At 63.6% G+C, this 26100-nt stretch carries 26 protein-coding genes; 8 read left to right on the forward strand and 18 right to left on the reverse strand.

Features of this window, described 5'->3' with window-relative positions; all coding sequences use genetic code 11:
- Nucleotides 1-124: 124 nt before the first annotated feature.
- The 3 genes from ACBG85_RS19725 to ACBG85_RS19735 all read left to right on the forward strand — a co-directional run bounded on the left by ACBG85_RS19725 (nucleotide 125) and on the right by ACBG85_RS19735 (nucleotide 3704).
- On the forward strand, nucleotides 125-1534 hold the full coding sequence (locus ACBG85_RS19725) for a lytic transglycosylase domain-containing protein (protein ID WP_058037427.1): 1410 nt from the start codon (nucleotides 125-127) through the stop codon (nucleotides 1532-1534).
- A gap of 145 nt (nucleotides 1535-1679) precedes the next feature.
- Nucleotides 1680-2543, forward strand: a complete 864-nt coding sequence (locus tag ACBG85_RS19730) for a lytic transglycosylase domain-containing protein (RefSeq protein WP_003945171.1) — start codon at nucleotides 1680-1682, stop codon at nucleotides 2541-2543.
- Nucleotides 2544-2567: 24 nt separating this feature from the next.
- Nucleotides 2568-3704 carry an Mrp/NBP35 family ATP-binding protein gene (locus tag ACBG85_RS19735; RefSeq protein ID WP_003945178.1) on the forward strand — a complete coding sequence of 379 codons (1137 nt, stop codon included), beginning with the start codon at nucleotides 2568-2570 and terminating at the stop codon, nucleotides 3702-3704.
- Between the two features lie 64 nt (nucleotides 3705-3768).
- Here ACBG85_RS19735 and tatB read toward each other — a convergent pair whose 3' ends face one another.
- From tatB to sigE, 4 genes are all read right to left on the reverse strand, one after another.
- Complete coding sequence (tatB, locus tag ACBG85_RS19740) at nucleotides 3769-4161, reverse strand: Sec-independent protein translocase protein TatB (RefSeq protein WP_003945177.1); 393 nt, start codon at nucleotides 4159-4161, stop codon at nucleotides 3769-3771.
- A 74-nt stretch (nucleotides 4162-4235) separates the two neighbouring features.
- A complete protein-coding gene (locus tag ACBG85_RS19745) occupies nucleotides 4236-5714 on the reverse strand; it encodes a S1C family serine protease (protein WP_058037426.1) in 1479 nt (492 codons plus the stop codon).
- A 75-nt stretch (nucleotides 5715-5789) separates the two neighbouring features.
- On the reverse strand, nucleotides 5790-6149 hold the full coding sequence (locus ACBG85_RS19750) for a hypothetical protein (RefSeq protein ID WP_003945180.1): 360 nt from the start codon (nucleotides 6147-6149) through the stop codon (nucleotides 5790-5792).
- A 52-nt stretch (nucleotides 6150-6201) separates the two neighbouring features.
- Nucleotides 6202-6798 carry an RNA polymerase sigma factor SigE gene (gene sigE, locus ACBG85_RS19755; RefSeq protein WP_029255812.1) on the reverse strand — a complete coding sequence of 199 codons (597 nt, stop codon included), beginning with the start codon at nucleotides 6796-6798 and terminating at the stop codon, nucleotides 6202-6204.
- 330 nt (nucleotides 6799-7128) lie between these two features.
- Between sigE and ACBG85_RS19760 the strand changes: the two genes are divergently transcribed.
- Nucleotides 7129-7764 carry an O-methyltransferase gene (locus ACBG85_RS19760; protein WP_007736091.1) on the forward strand — a complete coding sequence of 212 codons (636 nt, stop codon included), beginning with the start codon at nucleotides 7129-7131 and terminating at the stop codon, nucleotides 7762-7764.
- On the opposite strand, the gene glgC is transcribed toward ACBG85_RS19760, so the two are convergent.
- Nucleotides 7761-8975 carry a glucose-1-phosphate adenylyltransferase gene (gene glgC, locus ACBG85_RS19765; RefSeq protein WP_003945185.1) on the reverse strand — a complete coding sequence of 405 codons (1215 nt, stop codon included), beginning with the start codon at nucleotides 8973-8975 and terminating at the stop codon, nucleotides 7761-7763. The two genes, ACBG85_RS19760 and glgC, sit on opposite strands and share 4 nt — an antisense overlap.
- 132 nt (nucleotides 8976-9107) lie before the next feature.
- Between glgC and glgA the strand changes: the two genes are divergently transcribed.
- Nucleotides 9108-10280, forward strand: coding sequence for a glycogen synthase (glgA, locus tag ACBG85_RS19770; protein WP_003945186.1), 1173 nt, complete (start codon nucleotides 9108-9110; stop codon nucleotides 10278-10280).
- 6 nt (nucleotides 10281-10286) lie between these two features.
- On the opposite strand, the gene ACBG85_RS19775 is transcribed toward glgA, so the two are convergent.
- The 10 genes from ACBG85_RS19775 to dapE form a co-directional block, all read right to left on the reverse strand.
- Nucleotides 10287-11126 (reverse strand): putative RNA methyltransferase, encoded by an 840-nt coding sequence (locus ACBG85_RS19775; RefSeq protein WP_058228132.1) that lies wholly within the window; start codon nucleotides 11124-11126, stop codon nucleotides 10287-10289.
- A gap of 117 nt (nucleotides 11127-11243) precedes the next feature.
- Nucleotides 11244-11411 carry a DUF3117 domain-containing protein gene (locus ACBG85_RS19780; protein WP_003945169.1) on the reverse strand — a complete coding sequence of 56 codons (168 nt, stop codon included), beginning with the start codon at nucleotides 11409-11411 and terminating at the stop codon, nucleotides 11244-11246.
- A gap of 151 nt (nucleotides 11412-11562) precedes the next feature.
- On the reverse strand, nucleotides 11563-12132 hold the full coding sequence (locus tag ACBG85_RS19785; protein WP_003945189.1) for a DNA-3-methyladenine glycosylase I: 570 nt from the start codon (nucleotides 12130-12132) through the stop codon (nucleotides 11563-11565).
- A complete protein-coding gene (locus tag ACBG85_RS19790) occupies nucleotides 12132-12509 on the reverse strand; it encodes a DivIVA domain-containing protein (RefSeq protein ID WP_372024474.1) in 378 nt (125 codons plus the stop codon). The genes ACBG85_RS19785 and ACBG85_RS19790 overlap by 1 nt, the downstream gene beginning before the upstream one ends.
- A 32-nt stretch (nucleotides 12510-12541) precedes the next feature.
- Nucleotides 12542-13483, reverse strand: a complete 942-nt coding sequence (locus ACBG85_RS19795) for a glucosyl-3-phosphoglycerate synthase (RefSeq protein WP_003945188.1) — start codon at nucleotides 13481-13483, stop codon at nucleotides 12542-12544.
- On the reverse strand, nucleotides 13480-14379 hold the full coding sequence (gene folP, locus ACBG85_RS19800) for a dihydropteroate synthase (protein WP_058037424.1): 900 nt from the start codon (nucleotides 14377-14379) through the stop codon (nucleotides 13480-13482). Before folP ends, ACBG85_RS19795 begins: the two co-directional genes overlap by 4 nt.
- Nucleotides 14380-14409: 30 nt before the next feature.
- The gene (locus tag ACBG85_RS19805; RefSeq protein WP_372024477.1) at nucleotides 14410-16182 is read right to left on the reverse strand and encodes a long-chain-acyl-CoA synthetase; all 1773 of its coding nucleotides are present in this window, start codon (nucleotides 16180-16182) and stop codon (nucleotides 14410-14412) included.
- Between the two features lie 112 nt (nucleotides 16183-16294).
- Nucleotides 16295-16852 carry a TIGR00730 family Rossman fold protein gene (locus ACBG85_RS19810; RefSeq protein ID WP_003945191.1) on the reverse strand — a complete coding sequence of 186 codons (558 nt, stop codon included), beginning with the start codon at nucleotides 16850-16852 and terminating at the stop codon, nucleotides 16295-16297.
- Nucleotides 16846-17649 carry a TIGR00730 family Rossman fold protein gene (locus ACBG85_RS19815; RefSeq protein ID WP_003945176.1) on the reverse strand — a complete coding sequence of 268 codons (804 nt, stop codon included), beginning with the start codon at nucleotides 17647-17649 and terminating at the stop codon, nucleotides 16846-16848. Before ACBG85_RS19815 ends, ACBG85_RS19810 begins: the two co-directional genes overlap by 7 nt.
- A 16-nt stretch (nucleotides 17650-17665) precedes the next feature.
- On the reverse strand, nucleotides 17666-18736 hold the full coding sequence (dapE, locus tag ACBG85_RS19820) for a succinyl-diaminopimelate desuccinylase (protein ID WP_030536946.1): 1071 nt from the start codon (nucleotides 18734-18736) through the stop codon (nucleotides 17666-17668).
- 49 nt (nucleotides 18737-18785) lie between these two features.
- Between dapE and dapD the strand changes: the two genes are divergently transcribed.
- Nucleotides 18786-19739, forward strand: coding sequence for a 2,3,4,5-tetrahydropyridine-2,6-dicarboxylate N-succinyltransferase (gene dapD, locus ACBG85_RS19825; protein ID WP_019749368.1), 954 nt, complete (start codon nucleotides 18786-18788; stop codon nucleotides 19737-19739).
- The gene (locus tag ACBG85_RS19830) at nucleotides 19739-21121 is read left to right on the forward strand and encodes an amino acid permease (RefSeq protein ID WP_063316838.1); all 1383 of its coding nucleotides are present in this window, start codon (nucleotides 19739-19741) and stop codon (nucleotides 21119-21121) included. The genes dapD and ACBG85_RS19830 overlap by 1 nt, the downstream gene beginning before the upstream one ends.
- 9 nt (nucleotides 21122-21130) lie before the next feature.
- Here the strand turns inward: ACBG85_RS19830 and ACBG85_RS19835 are convergent, their stop codons facing one another.
- Both ACBG85_RS19835 and ACBG85_RS19840 read right to left on the reverse strand, forming a co-directional pair.
- Complete coding sequence (locus tag ACBG85_RS19835; RefSeq protein WP_063316837.1) at nucleotides 21131-21889, reverse strand: ABC transporter permease; 759 nt, start codon at nucleotides 21887-21889, stop codon at nucleotides 21131-21133.
- Entirely contained in the window at nucleotides 21889-22893 is a 1005-nt protein-coding gene (locus ACBG85_RS19840; RefSeq protein ID WP_063316836.1) for an ABC transporter ATP-binding protein, read from the reverse strand. The genes ACBG85_RS19835 and ACBG85_RS19840 overlap by 1 nt, the downstream gene beginning before the upstream one ends.
- A gap of 211 nt (nucleotides 22894-23104) precedes the next feature.
- Here ACBG85_RS19840 and ACBG85_RS19845 point away from each other — a divergent pair, with 211 nt between their 5' ends.
- Nucleotides 23105-24325: a DUF222 domain-containing protein gene (locus tag ACBG85_RS19845; protein ID WP_372024483.1), complete on the forward strand. Its 1221-nt coding sequence runs from the start codon at nucleotides 23105-23107 to the stop codon at nucleotides 24323-24325.
- On the opposite strand, the gene ACBG85_RS19850 is transcribed toward ACBG85_RS19845, so the two are convergent.
- A complete protein-coding gene (locus tag ACBG85_RS19850; protein ID WP_116058073.1) occupies nucleotides 24322-25923 on the reverse strand; it encodes a substrate-binding and VWA domain-containing protein in 1602 nt (533 codons plus the stop codon). The genes ACBG85_RS19845 and ACBG85_RS19850 overlap by 4 nt on opposite strands.
- Nucleotides 25924-26100: the final 177 nt, after the last annotated feature.

Consider the following 26100-nt stretch of genomic DNA (forward strand, 5'->3'; position numbering starts at 1 on the left):
CGTTCGCTGAGTTTTGCTGCACGCACCGTGACCGATATGTAACGTAAGTCACAGCAATATGGATATCACGGTGGGTACTCCGGAGCGGGAGCGCCAGCAAAGGGGAATCGTGCGAGTACGCGGAATGATTGCAGCATCCACACTGGTGGGGGGACTGCTCGTCGTCACAGGTCCAGCGGCCCTCACTGCCGGAAGCGCACCGACCGGAGGGTCACAGGTTCCGATCGCACTGGCGGGCTCCGCCTCGATTGCGCAGCCGGACTCTGTCGACTTCCTCCCGACGCCCCGCACGGTCCGAACGCAAAGATCGGCCCCGCCCAGCGATACAGTCGCCGGCGCCCCGGCAGCGCCCAACGCTGCGGCCGTCGTCCTCACCTCTCTGGGCATCCCCGAGATCGTCCTGAACGCGTACCGCTCCGCGGAGCTGGTGATGATGACCGAGGCACCGGGATGCGGAATCCCCTGGCATCTTCTGGCCGGCATCGGACGCATCGAATCCGGTCACGCCAACGGCGGCAAGACGACCTCGGTGGGTACGACGGTCACCCCGATCCTCGGCCCCGTCCTCGACGGACGGCTGGCAGGCAACGAAGTCATTCGGGACACCGACAAGGGCGCAATCGACGGCGACCCCACTCACGACCGCGCCGTCGGGCCGATGCAGTTCATTCCGGCCACCTGGGCCGGATATGCCAGCGACGGCAACGGGGACGGAATCAAGGACCCCAACAACGTCTTCGATGCGGCGCTCTCGGCAGCGAAGTACCTCTGCAGCGGCGGACTCAACCTGCGCGATGTCGCCCAGGAGACCAAAGCTGTTCTGCGATACAACAACTCGGCCGCTTACGCAGCAAACGTGATCATGTGGTCGACGGCATACAAGAACGGTGTCATTCCTTCCGGTCAGCTGCCGTACACCTCGGGCATCAACACCGGCAGCTCCGCGATCAACGCCGCCGCCTCGGCAGACTCCGCCGCTTCGGCCGTACTCGCCGCGGCTGCGGCTACCGATCCGGCGGCCGGCGACAAGGAATCAGCGTCGACGACGCCGACCCCGACCACCACTCCCCTCTTCCCGGGTCTGCCGGACATGCCTGCACTCTCACCCGAGATCCAGGCACTGATCCCGCCGGGCGTCATGCCGACCAGCCCCGCTCCGGGACCCAACGCCGCCCGGAACGCAGCTCCCGGTCCGATCATCCCGCTCCCCGTCCTCACCTCACGGGGTCTCGTGTGGCCGATTCTGACGGCCGAGGGATGGCGCTGGCCCGACGACATGTGTGTGATCCTTCCGGACCCCGCAGCCCTCGACGCCTTGCAGGACGGCATCCTTCTGCCGTGCACGATCCCGGGCATGGCAGTGGCCGCCACGGCACCCGCCACCACCGACGCGGCTCCCGCGGAATCCTCTCCACCCGCCGCCCCCTCTCCGGAGCCCGCACCGGCACCCGCACCCGCACCGGAGCCCGCTCCGGCCCCGGCTCCGGCATTCGTGCCGTTCTTCCCGGGCCTACCCGGCATGCCCGCTCTGTAACCGAAAAATCACGAAAGAACAGTGCATATGCCCCAAACTGCCCTTCTAGATCACGGTTGAATAACGGAAACGCAACAAATCAGGTAGCCTCGACTCCGTCAGTTGAACGGAAAACCTCCTCGCGGAGGTTCAGGAGGCATACACAGTGGGTCGGCACAGCAAGAAGACAGATTCGCACATCCGTCGAAATTCGGTCATCGCGCTCACCGGACTCATCCCTATCGGACTCGTCACCGCAGCCAACACGGCCGGCGCCGCTCCCAAGGTCCCGTTCTTCAACACCAGCTCCGCCGAAACGGTGGATACCGCCGCACAAGCCACGCAGGAACCGCAGGCGCAGATTCTGCCCGCCGTCGAAGCAATCGCCGAGCCGGCTCCCGCCCCCGCGCCGGAACCCGCGCCGCTGGCTCCCGTGCAGGCAACTCCCCCGCTCCCCGCCTCGATGGCCGAGGGCGCACTCGGAATCCCGAGCGTGAGCGTCGCCGCCTACCAGAACGCCGAGCGAATCCTCGCTGTCGAGAAGCCCAACTGCAACATGCACTGGACGCTCCTCGCCGGTATCGGCCGCGTCGAATCCGGCCACGCCAACGACGGCAAGGACGCCGACGCGAACGGCAACCTCTACAAGCCCGTGATCGGCCTGCCACTCAACGGCAGCCTCCCCGGCCAGGCCGTCATCATGGACACCGACGGCGGCGCCCTCGACGGCGACACCGTCTACGACCGCGCAGTCGGCCCGATGCAGTTCATCCCGTCCACGTGGAACCAGTACGCCGGTGACGGCAACGGTGACGGAATCGCCGACCCGCAGAACCTTTTCGACTCCGCACTGACCACCGGCAAGTACCTGTGCGACGGCGGACTCAACATGCAGGACGTCACGCAGGTTGCCTCCGCGATCCACCGCTACAACAACTCGGCCGCCTACGTCGCCAACGTTCTGGCCTGGTCGCTCGGGTACTCCACCGGCATCGTGCCCGCCGCATCGGACCTGCCGCGCATCCACTGACCTACCTGGACTTACCATGGAGTCATGTCTGTACTGACCGAGTCCGACGTTCGCTCCGCGCTCGCGCGAGTTCTGGACCCAGAGATCCGCAAACCCATCACCGAACTGGGGATGGTCAAGGGGATCTCCCTCTCCAGTGACAACAGCGTCGACATCGGCATCTATCTCACGACCGCCGGCTGCCCGATGCGCACCGAGATCACCGAACGCGTCACCAAGGCCGTCGCCGATGTCGCCGGGGTCGGTGCGATTCGCGTCGAACTCGACGTCATGGACGACGCTCAGCGAACCGAGCTTCGCAAGTCGCTTCGCGGCGATTCCGCCGAGCCCGTCATCCCGTTCGCCCAGCCCGGTTCACTCACCCGCGTCTACGCCGTGGCCTCCGGCAAGGGTGGCGTCGGAAAGTCCAGCGTGACAGTCAATCTCGCGGCAGCAATGGCCGCGCGCGGACTGTCCGTGGGTGTACTCGACGCGGATATCTACGGCCACTCGATCCCCCGCATGCTCGGCACCGACGCCAAGCCGACTCAGGTCGAGCGCATGATCATGCCGCCCGTCGCCCACGACGTGAAGATGATCTCCATCGCGCAGTTCACCCAGGGCAACACACCTGTCGTCTGGCGCGGACCGATGCTGCACCGCGCGCTCCAGCAGTTCCTCGCCGACGTGTTCTGGGGCGATCTGGACGTGCTGCTGCTCGATCTGCCGCCCGGCACCGGTGACATCGCCATCTCGGTGGCTCAGCTCATCCCGAGCGCCGAGATCCTGGTCGTCACCACACCGCAGCAGGCTGCTGCAGAGGTCGCCGAGCGCGCGGGCGCGATCGCCCTGCAGACCCGCCAGCGCGTCGCCGGCGTCGTCGAGAACATGTCCTGGCTCGAACTTCCCGACGGCACCCGTATGGACGTCTTCGGCGAAGGCGGCGGGCAGACCGTCTCCGATCGCCTCACGAAGGCCGTCGGCGCCAAGGTTCCGCTTCTCGGACAGATCCCGCTGGATCCGTCCGTCCGCGAGGCAGGCGACGCCGGGACGCCGATCGTCCTCAGCGCTCCCGATTCACCCGCAGCCATCGCACTCAAGGACATCGCCGACAAGTTGGCCGTCCGTCAGCGCGGGCTGGCCGGAATGTCGCTCGGTATCAACACGGTTCGCAACCTGTAGAACCCCCTCATACGGAAGGGCGCCTGTCACCGATCGGTGACAGGCGCCCTTGCGTATGTCGAATCTAGGTTGCGTCGAAGTCCACAGGAGGACGTTCGCCGGCGGTGAGTGGCTTGTCCTTCGACAGCGTCTTCGGCTCCTGCACTCCGCTCTGCGGCTTCTTGTCGAAGTTGCCCGTGAAGATGGAGTCGTCGCCGTCGAGGAGGTGCTGGGTGATCACAGCGCGCGGCGTCATTCCGCGCAGCTTGTTCAGATCTGCGAGCGGTTTACGCAGATCCTCGAAATCGGTACCCAGTTCTTCCTTGAGCTGATTGGAAGCGCCCGAAGCATATTCGCGCACCTGCCTCAGGGATTTCGTGACCCAGGAGACCGCACCAGGAAGCCGCTCAGGTCCCAAGATGACCAGAGCCGCTACGAGGAGGATCATGAACTCGCCCCAACCGATGTTGCCAAACACAGGGTCAGCCTACTGTGTGCTCGCTCGGTGCGCGCATGTCCTGATCAACCTCACAGGAAGATCGCAGGGGCCGATCAGTCCGACACCGGCGTGACCGAAATGTCGACCTGCCGTCCGTCGCGGATCAACTGAACGTTGACAGGCTGATCGACGGTCGTCGCGTTGACCGCAACCACCAATTCGTCGGCGCTTGTCACCGGTCGGTCACCGACCTTGACGATGACGTCACCCTCGACGATCCCCGCACGTTGAGCGGGGCTGCCGTCGCGCACGTTGGCCACCGCAGCACCACTGGTCGCGTCATTGACCGCGGTGCGGGCATTCACGCCGATGTCGGGGTGATGAACCTTGCCGTCACGGATGATGGTCTGAGCCACCTCGGTGACCGTGTCGATCGGAATCGCGAAGCCGAGCCCGACCGAACCACCGGACTCACTGAGCATTGCGGTGTTGATGCCGATGACGCGGGCTTCGTCGTCGACGAGCGCACCACCGGAGTTGCCGTGATTGATCGCCGCGTCGGTCTGGACGGCGTCGATGACGGCGTTGGTGTCAGTGCCTTCACCCGACAACCGCAGAGGCCGGTTCAGTGCACTGACGATCCCGCGGGTGACAGTCTTGCTCAATCCGAGCGGTGAGCCGACGGCGACGACGTCGTCGCCCACCTGAACATCCTCGGATTTTCCGAGCTGAGCGACCGTCAGATTGTTCGCCGACACCTTGAGCACTGCGAGGTCTGTCTTGACGTCACGTCCAACGATCTGGGCGTCGGTCTTGGTTCCGTCGGAGAAGATCACCTGGATCTTCGCGTCCTGAGCGGGCGGAACGGCCGAGGAGATCACGTGGTTGTTGGTGACGATGTATCCGGCGCCGTCGATGACCACACCGGAACCCGTGCTGCCCTGGTCGCCGACGGCGACCTGAATCGACACCACGGATGGCAGTACCGCGTCGGCGACCTTCGCCACCTGAGACTCCGGCTGTTCCCCACCGCCGGATTGAACGAGCGTGACACGTGAGCTGGTGAGTGAACTGCGATCGGCAGTGATGACAGTGGCAAGCAACCCACCGACGAGAGCGATGACAAGCGCAATGCCCGCAAGCGCGGCCAGTGCCGAGGGGGCGACCTTGCGACCGAACAACAGCTCACGCACGTCGAGTTTCTGGGCGGGAGGCAACTGCACCGGCGCCTCGGACTCTGCGGGCTTGCCGAGCGAGACGGCGGATTCAGGATCACGCCACGGATCACGCGGCGTTTCTTCGTCGGGTGTGTTGTTCGCCGACGCCTCGGGATCGCGACCGATCGACTCGGTGGCGTCTGCCGGTCGACCGAACGCTTCGGCCAGAACCGGGTCCGGATTCCCGATCACGACGTCGGAAGACGGGGTCGATCGCGTGGCAATCGGAGTGAACGAGCCCTCGACTCCACTCGGCCGACCGAACACCTGGCGCGAGGCCGGATCGATCTGGGGTCGATAGACCGGACGGGGGTCGAGAACCGGCGCATCTGCCGGTCTGTCCACCGAACCGTTTGCCGAAGAATCCGAACTCACTCCGGAGTGCCCCCTTTTTCCGTCAGTCACATGGTCCAGTATCACTGATCCGCGCCGGGACGCTGGCGCGCGGCGTCATTTGCGCCAGCGACGGGACAACCTCTTGCTGATGGTGGAGAAGCCGGCGGGTTGATTACCGACGGAACTGTCGGCGTTTTCCGAATTCGGCCCGGTAGTCGGACTGTTGCACGAAGGAATCTGGCTGAGAAGTCCCACCAGGGACAACGGCATCGTCATCTCGCCGCTTCGACGCAGCGCACCACGTGCCTGCTGCTGAGCATCGACGGCCGCAGCGCACTCGGCGCAGATCGAGATGTGATGCGAGGCCCGCAAGTAGGCCTGCATTCGGAGTTCTCCGTCGACGTAGGCAGCGATTGCCTCGCTGGCCAGATGTTCGGTCGAACCGAACTGGCGATGTGCCCGCGCCTCCGTCATTCGTCCCTCCAGGTGATTGACCACGTCCCGCTCTGTAGCTCGAACCCGACCGTCAGAAACCGACGAGTTCGGATTCGGCTGCGCGCTGCGCTGCCAGATGATCACGAATCGCCTGTCGCCCACGATGGATACGGCTACGAACCGTTCCGAGCTTCACTCCCAGTGTGGCACCGATTTCCTCGTACGACAGACCTTCGATGTCACAGAGCACGACAGCGGCACGAAATTCAGGTGCGAGCGAGTCCAGTGCGGCTTGCAGACCTGCGTCGAGGCGCGCGTCGTGGTAGATCTGCTCGGGGTCGGGACCGGGCGAGGGAACGCGGTCGTAGTCCTCGGGCAGCGCTTCCATACGGATGCGATTGCGTCGGCGAACCATGTCGAGGAACAGGTTTGTGGTGATGCGGTGCAACCAGCCCTCGAAAGTTCCGGGCTGATAATCGGAGAGCGAGCGGAACACCCGGATGAAGGTGTCCTGCGTCAAGTCCTCGGCGTCCTGGGCATCGCCTGACAACCGGTAGGCCAGGCGGTACACCCGGTCACCGTGCTGACGCACGAGTTCGTCCCAAGACGGCATGGAGGACTTCTCACCAGTTGCATCGAACACAGCAGTGCCGATCAATTCGGAATCCACAGCCGATTCCGTCGTCAAAACTTCCGACTCTCGAGGGCGAGGCTCGTCGTTGACCTGGTAAATAAGTTGATCCTCCTGCTCGGGATCGCGTAGTTCGATCACCGCGTTGTCCGAATCACGTGATGCGCGATATTCGGGAGAACCAGCCGATGCTGTGATTTGTTCCCGATCACCGAGCTGCGAAAGATCAACTTGGTAGAAATCGATACCGCCGTGCGATCTTCGATCCGGCGATGTATACACCTTTTCTCATCGCGGTGTGCACGCCATATGAGGAGCCTGAGGGATTCCTGAGAATCCTGGTGACTGCGCGCCTTGCAGCGACAATCCGAACCGCCCGATAACCTCATGAGCGTGACCCACGCCGAACAGATACTCCGCCACGTCGAGGACGTAGTTTCCGAGGACGAGATTTTGACCGCGGCGCGAGATCGAGCGCTGGATCTCGGAGCCCATCCGGTGACGCCCGCCGTCGGTGCGACGCTCGCGATGTTCGCGAGGATGCTCGACGCGAAGACGGCCGTCGAGGTGGGTACCGGAGCCGGCGTGAGCAGCCTGTGGCTTCTGCACGGAATGCGCGACGACGGCGTCCTGACCACGATCGACAGCGAACCCGAACATCAGCGGGCCGCCAAGCTGACCTTCCGCGAAAGCGGAATCGCTCCGGCACGCACTCGCCTGATCAACGGACGGGCTCTCGACGTGCTTCCCCGGCTCGCGGACGGCGGCTACGACCTGGTGTTCGTCGACTGCGCCGCGATCGACCACCCGCACTACGTCCGCGAAGGTGTCCGCCTGCTGCGCTCCGGCGGTGTCATCGTTCTGCACAACGCCCTGGCCGACGGCCGCGTTGCAGACAGCTCCGCACGCGACGCGACAACGGTTGCGGTCCGAGAAGCGGCAAAGGCCGTGACCGAGGACGAGCGACTCATTCGAGTCCTCCTCCCCCTCGGTGACGGCCTCCTCTGCGCGAGCAAGCTCTAGATCCAGACGCCCTTACCGATGGCGACGACGCCACCCTGACTGACGGCAAATCGTTCGCGGTCACGTTCGAGATCGACGCCGATGATTTCGCCGTCACCGACGACGACGTTCTTGTCGAGGATCGCTCGCCGTACGACGGCACCCTTGCCGATGCGCACACCCGGCATCAGCACGCTGCCCTCGACGGTCGCACCGTCCTCGATCATCACGTTGGAACTGAGTACCGAATTGCGCACGGTCGCCGCGGACAGGATCGACCCCGCACCGACGACCGATTCCTGCGCGAGTCCGCCCTTCACGAACTTTGCGGGCGCGAGATTCTCGGTGGCGCCGCGGATGGGCCAGCGACGGTTGTAGAGATTGAAGATCGGGTGCACCGACACCAGGTCCATGTGAGCGTCGTAGAAGGCGTCGAGGGTACCGACGTCACGCCAGTAGCCGCGGTCTCGATCGGTGGCGCCGGGAACGACGTTGTCCTTGAAGTCGTAGACCGACGCCTCACCCGCGGCGACCAAGGCGGGAATGATGTCTCCGCCCATGTCGTGGTCGGAATCGGAGTTCTCGGAATCAGCGCGGATGGCGTCCACGAGCACCTTGGTGGTGAACACATAGTTACCCATGGACGCGAACGTGGAATTTGGGTCGTCCGGTGTGCCGGGAGGATGGGCGGGCTTTTCCAGGAACTGGGTGATGCGTCCGGACTCGTCACTGTCGATGCAGCCGAAAGCAAAAGCCTCACTTCGCGGTACACGAATACCCGCGACCGTCACGCCTGCCCCGGATTCGATGTGGTGCTGAACCATCTGTTCCGGATCCATCCGGTACACGTGGTCGGCACCGAAAACCACGATGTACTCGGGGTCCTCGTCGTAAACGAGATTGAGCGACTGCAGGATTGCGTCGGCGCTGCCGGTGTACCAGCGCGGCCCGAGCCGCTGCTGGGCCGGGACCGGGGTGATGTACTCACCCGCGAACCCGGACAACCGCCACGTCTGCGAAATGTGGCGGTCGAGTGAATGTGACTTGTATTGCGTCAACACACAAATACGCAGATATCCCGCGTTGACAAGGTTGCTCAACACGAAGTCGATAAGTCGATATGCACCTCCGAAGGGCACTGCGGGCTTCGCTCTGTCCGCGGTCAGCGGATACAAGCGTTTGCCCTCGCCCCCGGCGAGCACGATTCCAAGCACATGCGGCTGGCTTCTCACACCGCTAACCTATCCGCACTGGTGAACTCCCGCTAGCGAAGCAGTCCGAGAGGTCCGATCGTGTCCCCCTCCGAACGGTCGGGGATAACGTGATCGGTAGCCGGATCGACCACGGGCGGTTAGGTTTAGCGCGTGCGAGTCGCGATGATGACCAAGGAATACCCGCCGGAGATCTACGGCGGCGCAGGAGTACACGTAACCGAGCTCGTCGCTCAGATGAAACGGCTGTGCGAGGTCGACGTGCACTGCATGGGCGCCCCGCGCGAAGGCGCGATCGTCCACTCTCCCGACCCCGCTCTCGCCGGATCCAACCCGGCCCTGACGACGCTCTCCACCGAACTGCGCATGGCGGACGCCGCGGCCGGTGTCGACATCGTCCACTCCCACACCTGGTACACCGGACTGGCCGGGCATCTCGCGTCGGCTCTCTACGACGTGCCGCACATCCTCACCGCGCACTCACTCGAGCCCAGACGCCCGTGGAAGGCCGAACAGCTAGGCGGCGGCTATCGGATCTCGTCGTGGTCCGAACGCAACGCCGTCGAGCACGCAGACGCGATCATCGCCGTCAGTTCCGGTATGCGACTCGACGTCCTCGACGCGTACCCCGCTGTCGATCCGAGTCGCGTTCACGTAGTCCGCAACGGAATCGACACCGAGGTATGGCATCCCGGGGGATCTGCGCCGGGAGCACAGTCCGCACTCGCGTCGATCGGCGTCGACCCGGCAAAACCCATCGTGGCCTTTGTCGGACGCATCACGAGGCAGAAGGGCGTCGGGCACCTCGTCGCGGCAGCCCACCACTTCGACCCGGAGATTCAGCTCGTGCTTTGCGCCGGCGCTCCCGATACGCCGGAGATCGCCGCCGAGACGGAGAAGGCGGTGGCCGAACTCGCCCGGCACCGGGGCAATGTCTACTGGGTGCGCGAGATGCTCCCGACCGAGCAGATCAGGGAAATACTTTCGGCAGCAACGGTATTCGTCTGCCCTTCGGTGTACGAACCCCTCGGGATCGTCAATCTCGAAGCCATGGCGTGTGAGACCGCCGTGGTCGCTTCCGACGTCGGCGGCATCCCCGAGGTGGTCGCCGACGGCGTCACCGGTCGACTCGTGCACTACAACGCCTACGAGCCGAACGCATTCGAGGAATCGCTCGCGGCCACCGTCAATGCCGTTGTCGCCGACCGAGAAGGCGCCGACGCGATGGGTCGTGCGGGCAGGATCCGTGCGATCGACGAGTTCTCCTGGGCCGAAATCGCCAAGCAGACGCTCGAGGTCTACGCGGACGCCGTCACGAGACGCTGATCCGCGTCAGATCTTGCGATAGGTCGAGACCGTCGCCGACGCGGTGACGGTACTCGGCTGCGGCAGCTTCTCCACGGCGGCAGCCAGATCGGCGGGCGTCAGGTGTCTCGCCGACGGTCCCATCCCCACCAAGTCGAGGACGTCCTGGTGTGAGAGTGACATCGTGAACTCGACCTCGTCGCTACTCACACGCTCGAAGTATCCGGCCATCGACGATTCGAGACGTTCCACTTTGCGGTCGTCGACCCGGACCATCGCGAGAATGTCGATCAGCTCGCGCAGATGCCTGTCGGTGGGCGTCAGAACCACCAGAGCGCCGTCTTCGGCGAGAACTCGATGGGACTGCGGACCGTTACGAGGAGCAAACACACAGAGCACATGAGAGAGCGCTCCGCCGCGAATGGGCAGTGGTTGCCAGACGTCTGCGACGATCGAACCGATTCTTTCGTGGACCTTCGCGGCACGCCGGGCCGCGAACTTGGACACGTCCAAGGCTATCGCCCGAGAATCAGGCAGCGAATCCACGACGTGTGCGAGGTATTGTCCTGTGCCTGCGCCGATTTCGACGATCCGCGCGGGATCCGACCCCGCCGTCGTCGCGCAGGCCCGGGTGACGGCATCCATCAGCGGGCCGAAGTGGCCGGCGCCGAGCAATCGTGCACGCGCGGCAATCATCTCGGCACTGTCGCCGGTGAACTTCGTGGCACCGCCACTGATCAGGCTCACGTAACCCTGACGAGCGATATCGAATCGATGTCCGCGGTCGCACTCGGCGGCGCCGTCCACCAATTCCAGATCAGCAGCACACTGCGGGCAGGACAGAAGATCGATCACGGCGGCAAGCATTGATCCGTCCTTTCGGCTACCGGCGGTGCGCACACACTTCAGGCCCCGTACCGAAACGGATACGGAGCCTGCGTGCAATCACGTGCTGTTGTTCGTACTGCTACAACCTGGACCCGACTAGCTGGTGACGTTCGTGAGTTCCACACCGAGCGCTGCAGCTTCATCCGGGGTCAGCTCGACGACGAGGCGTCCGCCACCCTCGAGTGGAACCCGCATGACGATTCCTCGTCCCTCTTTGGTTGCTTCGAGGGGACCGTCCCCGGTCCGGGGCTTCATGGCCGCCATCCTCTGCTCCCTCCAGATCTGCGCTGCATTGCTCTGCGCCTCGACTAACGGTGCGCCCCGCCAACAATCAGCGAGGCTCGTACCCTCCATTGTTCCCTATGGATGCGGGAACCGGGAATCTGAGTCACATTTAGGGGTGTTCAGTCGACCGTCACACCTGCGCCGGAACCCAGCAATCAGCCACGTGATCATCGACCATTCCGGTGGCCTGCATGAGCGCATAAGCCGTGGTAGGACCCACAAACTTGAACCCGCGCCGCTTGAGTTCCTTAGCCATGGCAGTCGACTCGGGAGTGACCGCGGGAACCTCTGCAATTGATGTCAGTCTTCTGGTGCGTCGAGGCGGCGAGAACGACCAGAGTAACGAATCGAGGTCCAGATCGGGCGAATTCACGAGCACTCGGGCGTTGGAAATCGTCGCCTCGATCTTCGCGCGATTGCGGACGATCGCGGCATCGGAGAGCAATCTCTCGACATCCGCAACTCCGTACGCTGCGACCTTGTCCGGATCGAACCCGTCGAAGGCTTCGCGGAACGCCTCGCGTTTGCGCAGAATCGTGATCCACGAAAGTCCCGATTGGAATGCTTCGAGGGCGAGTCGTTCGAACAGTTCGTCGCGCCCGTGCAGAGGACGCCCCCACTCCTCGTCGTGATAGTCGCGATAGAGCGTGTCGCCGGGCGTCTCGACCACCCAGCCGCACCGAACGAGTCCGTCGGCCATCAGCCCTGGGAATCCTTCGATTCGGATACGGTCTCAGGCTCCTCCTGCGATGCTTCGGCCTTGGCCGGAGCATCCGCTTTCACCAGGACCTCACACCGCTCGTCACGGCCCAGTTGTGCACGCAGAGAATCGATTTCCAACCCGAGGCGATGCAGGGCCCAATCCACTTCACTCGCCTTGTAGCCACGCAGCACCTGCTGAAAACGCAGCGCGTCGACATCCGCCCCGGTGACGTCCTCTGCCGGGAGTACGGTCGCCGTCGTGCCAGGAGGCAGCGGCGGCAGCTCTTCCGAGCGCCCGAACACAGCGCTGGCGGCGAGGAAGATCATCGCGCCGACCAGAGCCATGACAATCAGGTACAGGAGGATCGTCATCATGGACCGATACTCCCATGCCCGAGTGTGAGCGGTCAGACCCCCGCGGTGCGCACTATCGAATTCATCGGGGGTCGATCGAGTAGCGAAACCTCGGTGGTCTCGGGCACGAAAGAATCGCCGTCGACCAGGAATTGGGTCAACCCGGCACCCGAATCCTCGATCCCGCACCGCCGGAGCATCGTTCCGATGATCTGCCGGCTCATCACACCGAGGTCGGCGAGCGGCCGGTTGCGATGCTTGCGCACACCGAGATTGACCTGACCGATCGCCGCCAGCCCCAACGTGTCGTACGTGTCGAGCAGAAGGCCGATCTCGACGCCGTAGCCGGGCGCGAACGGGACAGCGGACAGCAGCTCACGGGTGCCCGCGTATTCACCGCCAAGCGGTTGCAGTACCGACGTGAGTTCCGGCCGCAGCGCGGCCAACATGGGCCGCGCAACCAATTCCGTGACTCGCCCGCCGCCGTTGGCATCCTCCGTGCCGCTCACGCGCAGCGGACGGCGGTAGTAGCCCTTCACCAGATGGATGCCGTCAACCGTGAGCAGCGGCCCCAGCAGTTTGGGCACGAACGCCGGATCGGGATTGATGAGATCGGAGTCGACGAATGCGATCAGATCGCCGGTCGTTGCGGCGACCGAACGCCACAGCACCTCACCCTTGCCCGCGGTCGGCGGGATGGACGGGACCGCGCTCTCACGACTGATCACCGTCGCCCCCGCCGCGCGAGCACGCTCGGCGGTACGGTCGGTCGAACCGGAATCGAGAACGATCAACTCGTCGACCAGGCCACCGAGCAACGGATGAATGGTGTCGACTACCGCGGCAACGGTGTCCTCTTCGTTGAGTGCGGGCAACACCACCGAGACGGTTCGGCCACCCTTCGCCCGTTCGAGCTCGGCGACCGTCCAACTCGGATGGTCCCAACTGTTGGCGTCTGCCCATACGCGGGTCGGGCCCGCACCGGTGATGCTCATGCCAGACCTCGAACCGTACGTACCGGGGCACGGCGTCCCTGGATCGCGGCCACCATGTCGACTACTCGACGGGTGGACGCCACCTCGTGAACACGGAACACCCGGGCGCCGCCCGCCGCGGCCATTGCTGTCGCTGCCAATGTTCCCTCCAACCTCTCGGAAAGCTCCACACCAAGAGTCTCCCCGATGAAGTCCTTATTACTCAGCGCCATCAGCACTGGCCACCCGGTGTTTACAAGAACGTCCACTTTCCGCAACAACTCGAGCCCGTGGAAGGTGTTCTTACCGAAATCGTGGGTGGGATCGATCAGGATCGCGTCACGCGGAACCCCGAGTGCCAGGGCGCGCTCTGCCGCCGACACGACCTCGGTGACCACATCTGCGACGACGTCGTCGTAGCGGACACGATGCGGGCGGGTGCGCGGAACCGCGCCACCCGTGTGCGAGCAGACGATCCCGGCACCAGTCTCGGCAGCAACCAGGACGAGGTCGGGATCCGCACCCGCCCACGTGTCGTTGATCAGGTCGGCGCCTTCGGCGCGTGCCAACCGCGCGACGCCGCTCCGCCAGGTGTCGACGCTGATGATCAGCTCGGGGTACTTGGCTCTGATCGCGGCGACGAACGGAACGACTCGCCTGACCTCTTCGTCGGCGTCGACGAGGTCACCGGGCCCAGCTTTCACTCCCCCGATGTCCACCAGATCGGCGCCTTCTCCGACAGCCCGATCGACGGCAGCCATCGCTGCCGAATCCGAGAACGTCGCGCCCTGGTCGTAGAAGGAATCGGGAGTGCGGTTGACGATGGCCATCACCAGTGCACGGTCGACCGCGACCGGACGCCCACACAGGGTGGGCGCCGGACCTGGCTGCGCGGTAGAACCGGGGAGTGAAGACATGCCACTCATACTGGCATGACGGAACTCGGTCTAGCCCTTGGGTACCGAGCCCGCCGCGACCTTTCCGACGTATTCGTCGTACGAGTCCACGTAACCACCCTCACGGCCTTCGAGAACGTGCAGAGTGTCGGCGCCGACGTCGTAGCCCTCGTTGCGCAATTCCACCTTGCGCGACTTGAAAGTGCTGGTGTGTTCGAGTGAGTCGACGATGCGGATGAACAGCGGGACCGCGTAGTTGGGGAGCTTGCCGTAGAGGTGTGCCGCGACTGCACTTCCCCCCAAGCTTTGACCGTCCCGCAGCTTGACCGCCGCCATGCCCGCGCGACCGTCGGTGCCCGGAATCTCGACGCCGTAGACAACTGCTTCCTCGACGGCCGGGTGCGAACTCAGCGCGCCCTCGACCTCCGTGGTGGCGACGTTCTCTCCCTTCCAACGGAAGGTGTCGCCGAGACGGTCGACGAAGGCGACGTGGCCCCATCCCTGCTTGCGCACCAGGTCTCCGGTGTCGAACCAGGTGTCGTCGTCCTTGAATCCGCCGCGTACCAGTTTGCTGTTGCTCGCCGCTTCGTCGGTGTAACCGTCGAAAGGCGCCCGGTCGGTGACCTTCGACAGCAGGAGTCCGACCTGACCCGTGGAAACCTTGCGGAGTCGACCGTCGGCTCCACGCAACGCTTTTCCGGTGTCCTCGTCGAACTCCACGACGGCGTGCGGCAACGGGCAGATGCCTGCTGTCTTGTCGACGTTGAGTGCGTTGACGAACGCGATGTTGCATTCGCTCGCACCGTAGAACTCGGCGACGCGGGGTACGCCGAACCGCTGGGTGAATTCGGCCCAGATCTCAGGGCGCAGACCGTTACCCACCATCAGCCGAACAGCATTGTCGCTGTCGGTCGGCTTGACCGGCTGGTTGAGCAGATAGCGGCACAGTTCGCCGATGTAGGTGAACGCGGTCGCCTTGTTCAGTGCGATGTCGTCCCAGAACCGCGAGGCCGAGAACTGACGTCCGATCGCGATTGTCGCACCGGACGCGAGCACCGAGGACAGCGAGACCGTCAACGCGTTGTTGTGGTAGAGCGGCAGGCAGCAGTACAGGGTGTCCGAGCCGCGCAAGCGCACGCCCATCAACCCGAGGCCCGACATCGACTTCAGCCAACGGAAGTGAGTCATCAAGCTGGCCTTGGGCATTCCGGTGGTGCCCGAGGTGAAGATGTAGAACGCCTTCTCCTTTGCCAGCACCTCGGCGGTGACCGCGGGGTTGGACGGATCAGCCGTCTTCGCCAGATCCGCGAGTTCGCTGACGAGAAGTTGGTTCGGTCCGCTAAATCCGGCGGGCAACGATTCGAGGGCTTCTTCGCACTCGTCGGCGACCACCAGGACGCGCGCATCGAGAAGCGTAAGGCTGTGTGCCAGAACGTCGTCGCGCTGGTTGTAGTTCAGCATGCCCGCTGCCGCGCCGAGTTTTACCGCGGCCAAGGCGATCAGCAGCGCTTCGGGAGTGTTCTTTGCCAGCACTCCGACGACGTCTCCGCGGTCGACTCCTCGACCACGGAGAACGTCCGCGTAGCGGTTCACCAGTTCGTTGGCTTCCGCGTAACTGGTCGCGTGGCCCTCGAACCGGATGAACGGGCGCGACGGGTGCGCGTGCGCGGCCTTCTGGAAGATCAACCCGATCGATTCCTTGGCCGAAGGCTTACGGGTGAGCCCGGCGGCCCCCCGCGCCAGGATCGGCACCTCGGTGATCATCGACGGCAGTTTTGCCGCCAGATCGAGCAGGCCGACGGTCGAACGGGCTTCCGAACTCATGGCTCCCCTAACACGTATCCGGCGCCCATTCGGCCGCCCAGTCTGCGGCCACCTTACTGCACGGTAATAAAGCCCGCCATGCCCCAGGTCAGGGTTTCACGCACGCGTCTGATCAGGATTTGACGCACGCGTCGAGCGCGGCCTCGACGTCCGTCCTCACCAGCAGAGTGTCCAGCGCCTGACGCCCGACGAAGCCGGTACCGTCGAGCTTGTTCAACCACTCGAGCAGGCCGGTGAAGTGGCCGACGGGATCGAGCATCACGACAGGTTTCTCGTGCATTCCCAGGTAGCCGGCTGTCCACGTCTCGAACAACTCTTCCAGCGTCCCGATTCCGCCGGGCAGCGTGATGAACGCGTCGGCGTGGTCTTCCATCAGCTTCTTGCGTTCGCGCATGGTGTCCGTGACGATCAGTTCGTCGGCGTCAACGTCGGCAACTTCCTTGTGCACCAAGGCTTTCGGGATGACGCCGACGGTCCAGGCACCCGCCGCGCGAGCGGACTCGGCGACAGCGCCCATCATCGACACGTTGCCACCGCCCGAGACCAACTGCCATCCGCGTCGACCGATCGCGGTTCCCACCTCGGCAGCCAACGCCAGGAACGATTCGTCCACCGGCCCCGACGCGCAGTAGACGCAGATCGAGTACTTTTTGTCGGAATCGGTCACCATTCTTCTTCTTTCCCCAGATCTGCGGCCTCGTCGACGCCCTTGTCGGCGTTGAGGACGATTCGTACTGCTTCTTCCACGCTGTCGGTGACGTGCAGCAGATTCACGTCACCTTCGGAAATCTTGCCGTCCCGCTCGAGGGTGCCGCGAATCCAGTCGACGAGTCCGGACCAGTACTCGGTACCGAACAGGACGATCGGGAAGCGCGTGACCTTGTGGGTCTGGACCAGGGTGAGTGCCTCGAACAGCTCGTCGAGTGTTCCGAAGCCGCCGGGCAGGCAGATGAATGCCTGGGAGTACTTCACGAACATCGTCTTGCGTGCGAAGAAGTACCGGAAGTTGATTCCGAGATCCACCCACTCGTTGAGTCCCTGCTCGAACGGCAACTCGATGCCGAGGCCGATCGAGTATCCGCCGGCCTCGCTGCAACCGCGGTTGGCAGCTTCCATCACCCCTGGCCCACCACCGGTGATGACGGCGTACCCGGCCTCGGCCAACGCCGTTCCCAGCTCGCGCCCGGATTGGTACTCGGGATGATCGACCGTGGTGCGGGCCGAACCGAACACCGTCACCGCACGCGGGACCTCGGCGAGTGCGCCGAAACCTTCGATGAATTCGCTCTGGATACGCAGCACACGCCACGGATCGGTGTGTACCCAATCCGTGGGTCCGCGCTTGTCGAGCAAGCGCTGATCCGTCGTGGTCTTCTCGTCCTTGCGCTTGCGTCGAAGCTGAACCGGCCCGCGGTGCTTGATCGACGAGCTCTGCTTCTTCGAAGCCGAATTCTTCTCTGGTGCCATGCGGCAAGGCTAACGGTCAGGCCGACAGATACTTCCTCAGCACGGCCGCGACGTCGGTGATCTGCTGCACCGGAACGTGCTCGTCGCGCTTGTGCGCGAGGTTCGGATCACCCGGTCCGTAGTTCACGGCAGGAATGCCGAGCGCCGAGAACCTGGACACGTCGGTCCACCCGTACTTCGCACGGAACTGACCACCGGCCGCCTCGATCAGGGCGGCAGCGGACGGGTTCGCCAAGCCGGGCAGCGCGCCAGGCGAGGAGTCGGTGACCTCGAATCCGAGGCCCAGACCGTCGAACACTTCGCGCACGTGCGCCTCGGCTTGTACCTCGCTGCGATCGGGCGCGAATCGGAAGTTGACGTCCATCTCGGCTTCGTCCGGGACGACGTTTCCGGCGACGCCACCGGAGATCCGCACCGCCGACAAGCCCTCGCGGTAGCCGCAACCGTCGATGTCGACCGAGCGCGGCTGGTAACTCGACAACCGCTCCAACGCTCCGCCGAACTTGTGAATGGCATTGTCCCCCAGCCAGGACCTGGCCGAATGGGCACGAGTTCCCGAAGCCGTCAACCGCACCCGCATCGTGCCCTGACACCCGGCCTCGATGAAACCGGCCGTCGGCTCACCGAGAATTGCGACGTCCGCCGCGAGCCATTGCGGGATCTCGCGTTCGATCCGTCCCAGGCCGTTGTACGTTGCGGCGATCTCTTCGCAGTCGTAGAAGACGAGGGTCAGATCGTGGGCCAGGTTCTCGATGGTGGCCGCAAGGTGTAGGAAGACCGCGTCGCCCGACTTCATGTCCACGGTCCCGCAGCCGTGCAGGATGTCGCCGTCACGCCGCGAAGGAACGTTGTCCGCGATCGGCACCGTATCCAGATGTCCGGCGAGCATGACCCGACTGGGCAAACCACGCGACGTACGCGCCAACACGGCATTGCCGTTGCGGATGATCTCGAAGCCCGAAGTCTGCTCACGCAGCGCATCCTCGACAGCCTGCGCAATGACGGATTCGTCGTGCGAGACGCTGGGGATGTCGACCAGGGCGGCCGTCAAGTCGATGGGGTCCGAAGCAAGATCGAGGATGCTCACACGCACCAGCCTAGGCCGGTGCACCCACCACCCAGTAATCTCTAGTCCCGTGAGCGCACAGGGAGCAACAGCAGTAGGTATCGCCAACGTGACCGCGGACGGAACCGTCCTCGACACCTGGTTCCCGGCACCGGAGCTGGGAACATTCGACAAGACCGGTACCGAGAACGTCGAGGGAACAGATATTCCTTCCGATCTTGCACTGCTGGCAGGCACTGATGACGCTCGCGAGGTATCGCAGGTCGTCGTGCGCACCACCATCGCCGATCTCTCCAAGGCGCCGGTCGACGCACATGACGTCTACCTGCGCCTCCATCTCCTCTCGCACCGTCTCGTCGCACCCCACGGTGTCAACCTCGACGGCCAGTTCGGCCTGCTCAGCAACGTCGTGTGGACCAACTTCGGCCCGTGCGCCGTCGAAGGTTTCGAGCAGGTTCGCTCGCGTCTGCGCATCCGCGGCGTCGTGACCGTGTTCAGCGTCGACAAGTTCCCCCGCATGGTCGACTACGTCGTGCCGTCCGGAGTCCGCATCGGTGACGCGGACCGTGTCCGACTCGGTGCACACCTCGCCAGCGGAACGACCGTCATGCACGAGGGCTTCGTCAACTTCAACGCCGGCACCCTCGGCAACTCGATGGTCGAAGGCCGCATCTCCGCGGGCGTCGTCGTCGACGACGGATCCGATGTGGGCGGCGGCGCCTCGATCATGGGCACCCTCTCCGGTGGAGGCAAGGAAACGATCTCCCTCGGCAAGCGCTGCCTCCTCGGTGCAAACGCCGGCCTCGGCATTTCGCTCGGCGACGACTGCGTCCTCGAAGCGGGCCTCTACGTCACCGCCGGCACCAAGGTCACCGGCCCGGACGGAACCGTCGTCAAGGCCAAGGAACTGAGCGGCAAGTCGAACCTTCTCTTCCGTCGTAACTCGGTCTCGGGTGCCGTCGAGGTCGTGCCGTGGAAGGGCACCGGCGTCGAACTGAACGCTGCTTTGCACGCTAACGACTGATGAGTAGCACCGACGTCTCCGACGGAACAACCACTGCTCTCGGCCACGGTCTCAAGGTCCGCCATCTGACGATGATGGGCCTGGGCTCGGCAATCGGCGCCGGCCTGTTCCTCGGAACCGGCGTCGGTATCGCCAAGGCCGGCCCGGCCGTCCTGATCTCCTACATCCTTGCGGGCGCCGTCGTGGTGTTCGTGATGCGAATGCTCGGCGAGATGGGCGCCGCGATCCCGGCCAGCGGTTCCTTCTCTCATTACGCGCGCCTGGGGATCGGCGAGTGGGCCGGATTCGTGATGGGCTGGCTCTACTGGTTCATGCTGATCATGGTGCTGGGCGCCGAGATCACCGGGGCTTCGGCGATCGTGAACGACTGGGTGCCGTCGATCCCGCAATGGGTTGTCGCCCTGGTTTTCGTGGTGTTCTTCGCCGTGGTGAACCTGGCGAAAGTCAGCAACTTCGGTGAGTTCGAGTTCTGGTTCGCCGCAATCAAAGTCACCGTCATCATCGGCTTCCTGATCATCGGTGTACTGCTGGTGTTCGGCCTCCTGCCCGATACCGACCCGGTCGGTACGAGCAATCTGTTCGGCCAGGGCGGCTTCATGCCCAACGGGCTGTCCGGCATTGCCGCAGGACTTCTCGTCGTGGCATTCGCCTTCGGTGGGATCGAGATCGTCACCATCGCCGCAGCCGAATCCGAGAATCCGGAACGCTCCATCGCCGTCGCTGTCCGGAGCGTCGTGTGGCGCATCAGCGTCTTCTACATCGGCGCCATCTCGATCATGGTTCTGGTGCTGCCCTGGAACGACCCCGAACTCGAGAGCGGCCCGTTTGTGGCCGTCCTGAACAAGGCGAACATTCCAGGCGTTGCCGGGTTCATGGAACTCGTCGTAGTGGTGGCGTTGCTTTCCGCCTTCAACGCCAACATCTACGGCACCTCTCGCATGGCGTTCTCACTTTCGCGCCGCGGCGACGGACCCGCCTTCATGGCGAAATTGTCGAGCACCGGAGTTCCGACCAATGCCGTTCTGCTGTCGGTGTTCTTCGGCTTCGTCAGCGTCCTGCTCAACTGGCTGCTCCCCGACGACCTGCTCGGCATCCTGCTCAACGCAGTCGGCGCTGCGCTGCTGGTCATCTGGATCTTCATCGTCGTCTCGCATCTGCGACTGCGTAAACAACTCGAAGCGTCGGGCAAGCTGACGGTTCGGATGTGGCTGTTCCCGTATCTGAGCTACGCGACACTCGCGATGCTCGGTGTGTTCGTCGTCCTCATGCTCTTCGACGCCGATGCCCGTGCACAGTTGATCTCGACCACCGTGTTGTTCCTCGTGATCGCGGCATTGGGTTTCCTGAACGCCCGTTGGCGTAAGCAGAATCAGCCCGTCTGATCCGTGTGCCTATGCATCCCGCCTGTTCACGACGACGATGCTGAGACCGAATACGACGAGCACGAAGAGGGCGAAGTAGATCAGGCTGCCCCATGGTCCCCAGTGGAAATCGACGCCACCGCTGGAACCGAGAAAATTGTTGGCGTTCATGAACGGCAGGAACGGCATGATCTTCTCGCCGATACTTCCGAACAGGTTGAAAAGATTCTCGATCAGCAAGGGCCACAACAGCAGAAGCGCGATCGCACCTGCAGACTGCCGGAGCAACGCGCCCACTCCTACGGCTAGAACTACGCAGAAGAACGCGTAGATCGGTGTTCCGTAGACGACCCGCCAGTTCTCGTCGCCGGACAGAGTCAAGAATCTTCCGGCGTCACCTGCCGTGGCCTTCGTGAGGGCGAAGGCGCCGAACGACAACACGAGAGTCAGCACCGCTCCGAACCCACCGATGAGGCCCGCTTTGGCGATGAGCACCGAGGCGCGGTTCGGAACTGCCTGGAATGTGGTTCGGATTGTCCCGAAACGATATTCGCTGGTGATCGCGAGGGCCGCCATGATCATCAGAACCAACACACCGAAGCCGGTCACTCCACTGAGTGCCCCCGACACTGTCGGCATCATTGCACCGTTGGGGTTGCTGAGCGACGACTTGGCGCTCAGTCCGAAAACGGTAGCGAGTCCCAACCCGAGCACGATGATGATGATCGTGCACCACAGCGGCGACTTGGTCGTGGTGATCTTGATACGTTCCGCACTGAGAACAGCCATTACAGTGCACCTCCCATAGCCTGCTGCGTGTTTGCCTGCTGCGTGTTTGCCTGCTGTGTATTTGCGTGGTGTGCACCGACACCCGGATCGACACCGGATGCGTGGTACTGGACATCGTCCCCGGTCAACTTCATGAACGCATCCTCGAGCGACCCCTGCACAGAAGCCAACTCGTACAACACGATCCCCTGCGAACCAGCCAACCCACCGATCACATCGGTGGTCGAATCCACCACCACCAATGCCGGGGCAACACCGGAACCGTCCTCACGCACCGTCAACCCCTGCGAGAGCAACACACTGCGCAACGCATCGAGCTGAGGACTACGCACCCGCACCGTCGACTCCGACGAACGATCCACGAACTCCGCCACCGTCGAATCCGAAATCAACCGACCCCGACCGATCACCACCAACTGCTCCGCCGTGAGCGCCATCTCCGACAGAAGGTGACTCGACACCAACACCGTGCGGCCCTCAGCCGCCAACCGCTGCATGAACTTACGAATCCAGACGATGCCCTCCGGATCGAGACCGTTGACCGGCTCGTCGAACAACAACACCTTCGGATCCCCCAACAACGCACCCGCCAACCCCAGACGCTGCGACATACCGAGCGAGAACCCGCCGGCCTTCTTGCCCGCCACCTCGGACAATCCGACCAACCCGAGCACCTCGTCGACGCGGGACTTCGGGATCCCGTTCGAAGCAGCCATCCACTGCAGATGTGCACGCGCACTGCGATTGGGGTGCACCCACTTCGCATCCAGCAACGCACCCACCGTCCGCAACGGCGTCTTGAGCTCGCGGTACGGCTTGCCCTCGATCAACGCCGCACCCGACGTCGGCTGATCCAAACCCAGGATCATCCGCATCGTCGTCGACTTGCCTGCACCGTTCGGGCCCAGGAAGCCCGTCACGATGCCCGGCTTGACCGTGAACGACAAGTCGTCCACCGCTTTCGTCGGTCCGTAAACCTTGGTCAATCCCCTCAGCTCGATCATGAGGACCAGTCAACCATGAAAACCGAACTGTCGGAACTTTCAGACGCCAACGGAGAAAGGCGTTGCGTCCGTTCGCTGTCGAGGCTAGTATCGAATGTATGTTCGACACTACCGGGGGGTAAAAGTGACGACGCAAGTATCTGAACAGGCCATATCCAAACAGGCGATATCCGAAGAGACCATCGGACAATTCCGAGCATCACTCGTCAGCATGGATCGATCCATCGACAACGCAGCACGCGTGGATCTTCTGCGCGCTTTGGAAGAGTTGAAGGCCAGTTGCGCTGGTGCCCAGGCATTGCTGGCTGCCGATCTCGACGCGTTCACCCGCAACGACCGCAGCGAACGGGGAGTGCCGCGCGCATACCAAGGCCGTGGAATCAACGCGCAGATTGCCCTCGCACGGCGAGAGTCGGCTTGGTTCGGAACTCAGCATCTGAACCTGGCCCGCGCACTGAACGACGAGATGCCGCACACACTTCGACTACTCGTCGACGGCTCCATCAGTGAGCATCAGGCGACGATCCTCATGCGCGAGACTTCATATCTCACCGCCCAGGATCGCGCTACGTTGGATCGCGAGTTCTGCTGCGACGCTGCAATCTTGGACGGATGCGGCAACCATCAACTGACACAAAGAATCCGCGCACGCGCTGCCGAAATAGACTCCGACAGTGTTGCCAGACGAGCACGCAAAGCCGTGGGAGACAGACGAGTGACGTCACGGCCTGCGCCCGACACGATGTGCTGGCTCAATGTGTTTCTTCCCGCGGCCGAAGGTATCGCCGTGCACGCCACGCTCAGGCGCGACGCAGATTCCGTACTTGCCGGCGGGGACAAGCGCACCCGAGCGCAAATCATGGCTGATCTCCTGGTCGAGCGGGTTACCGGAATCGGCCGCGCCACACCGACACCCGTCACCGTGAATCTGGTTGTCTCCGACCAGTCATTGTTGGGCGACAATTCCGCCCCGGCGTACGTCCACGGGTACGGACCTGTACCAGCCGCTATTGCACGCGAATGGATCACCAAGGCCAGCGAAGACTCCGAAACGGTGGCAACGGTCCGAAAGCTCTACGCACGCCCCGATACGGGCGCGCTGACCGCAATGGAATCCACGGCGAGAACCTTCCCGAAGGGGTTGGCGCGATTGATCGAACTCCGTGATCGAAGCTGCCGTACTCCGTGGTGCGACGCGCCGGTTCGCCACCGCGACCACATTCGCGATCACTCGAGGGGTGGACTCACCAGCGCAGCCAACGGTGCCGGGTTGTGTGCGGCATGCAATTACGCGAAACAGGCCTCGGACTGGACTGCCGAACCTGTACCAGGTAACCGGCACACCTTCACCACGACGACACCTACCGGGCACCGGTATTCGTCTGAGGCTCCGCCACTTCCGGCACCCTGGACCAGTCCGGATGCGGCCTAAGTTCCTCGGTGAGCCAATGCGTTCACGAACACCTCGGAAATCTCCGAGGGGTCACGAGCGATGTACGTCGAACCGCCCGTCACGCGGGAGATATCGGCGAGCGCCGCCGCATCTGCGTCATCGGTGATGCCGATGGTGACGATGATGACCGGACGCGCCGGATCCTGCTCGCGTGCAAGAACATCGAGCAACTGTTCACGGCTGATGCTGTCAGGATCTTCGTTTGCGCCGTCGGTCAAGATGATGACGCTGTTGACCGCTCGCGGATCGTACGATTCCTGAACCTTACGGAATGCGGCCAGAGTCGTGTCGTACAAACCTGTGGCGCCACGTTTGAGTTCGGTGAGCCGGTTCGCCTGATCTGCCATCAACTTTCGTTGAGTCACACCGTCGACGATCGTGTCGTAGCGCCTGATCGGCACCAATTCCTGGAAGTCCTGGGTTCCGTTCATACCTTGGGAAAACGCCCAGAGACCGGCAGCGACGCTGTCTGGGAAGACCTGATTGCCGGCCAGAGCAGCAGCAGTGGTCAACTGCATGCGCGTCTTGCCGCCTGCAGCCGGGTAGTCCATCGACGCAGACACGTCGATCGCAACGAGTGTCCGGATCGGCTTGGCCATCAGAGCCCAAGCGCCCAGCGTTTGATCGGCCATCGACTGTTCGGACACGGTCAGTGCCGTGACGTCACCGACTCCACCTTCGACGGCTCCACCGCCGGAAGTACGGAACCCGCTGCGCGTCAGCACTTCCTGAGCAGATTCACTGTGCAACAGCTCGGCGATGGCGTCACTCTTCTTGGCTGCGGCGTAGTGCCGGTCCGGTGCCGAAGCACTGACCACCAGGGGGTAATCCATGATCATGGTTCCCGTCGCCGGTACTGTCGCGGAAATCTTCGACTCGGCCTTCGTGAACTCGACGACCTGTTGCTCGGTCGAAACACCGACCTTTCCGGAGCTGACCAATTCGGTGAGCATCTTCTGTCCTACCGGCTGATCTTCGGTACGAACACTCTCCGCTTGCGCATGGGGTACGAGTGCCGCTCGAACGGATTCGGAGGTGGCCCCGGTTTCCGCGAGAGCTCCGAGAATGGGCGCCGACGCAACCCCTGTGAACAACGGATTGCCCAACGCCAGATCGGGAACCTGTAGCGCCGCGAGCCAACTGGCAAACTGTTCGCCACCGCCGGAGGCGAGAACGACAGGCGAGGTGGCGATCGAACCGCCGGCGGCAGCGACCGGCCCCTTGGCCGTCAATGCAGCTTTGCCCACCCACGCTGTCGAATCCGGTATCCACATGTCCGGAGCGTCCACGCCCTTACCTAAAGTTCCCGCAACGTCCCCGGGCAGCGCAGAGGTAACCGTGATCCGCGAACAGCCTGTCTGCTCCGGCGACGATTCTGCGAGGATCTCCGTGACTGCCGGCGCGATCGCAGGATCCGCTGCCAGCGAGTACTCGTCGACGCTCTCGCAGGAATCGGACTGTGTTGCCTTGAAGACCACCACCCCGGTGGCGATTACCGCGACGGCAACCAACCCACCCACTGCGTAGAACCCGATCGACCGCCCGCTGTCAGGACTCGAATGCCGTCCGCCCGCCATGAAATCTGCCCTTCCGAGGCCACTCGCACTCAGGCATACCGACGGTATGCGCGCGACTGGAACTGTCCCTACCGGGCGGTAGTGTAGCCAAGAACACAGAAATTCCAACTAGCGCTGAATCGTCGGAGAACCGGCGAGCCCACATTTCGGGACAGGCCGGCCGAATTCACGAACCTT

Origin of the sequence: Rhodococcus sp. NyZ502 (assembly GCF_041464245.1) — a bacterium.
GTDB classification, from domain to species: Bacteria; Actinomycetota; Actinomycetes; order Mycobacteriales; family Mycobacteriaceae; genus Rhodococcus_F; species Rhodococcus_F qingshengii.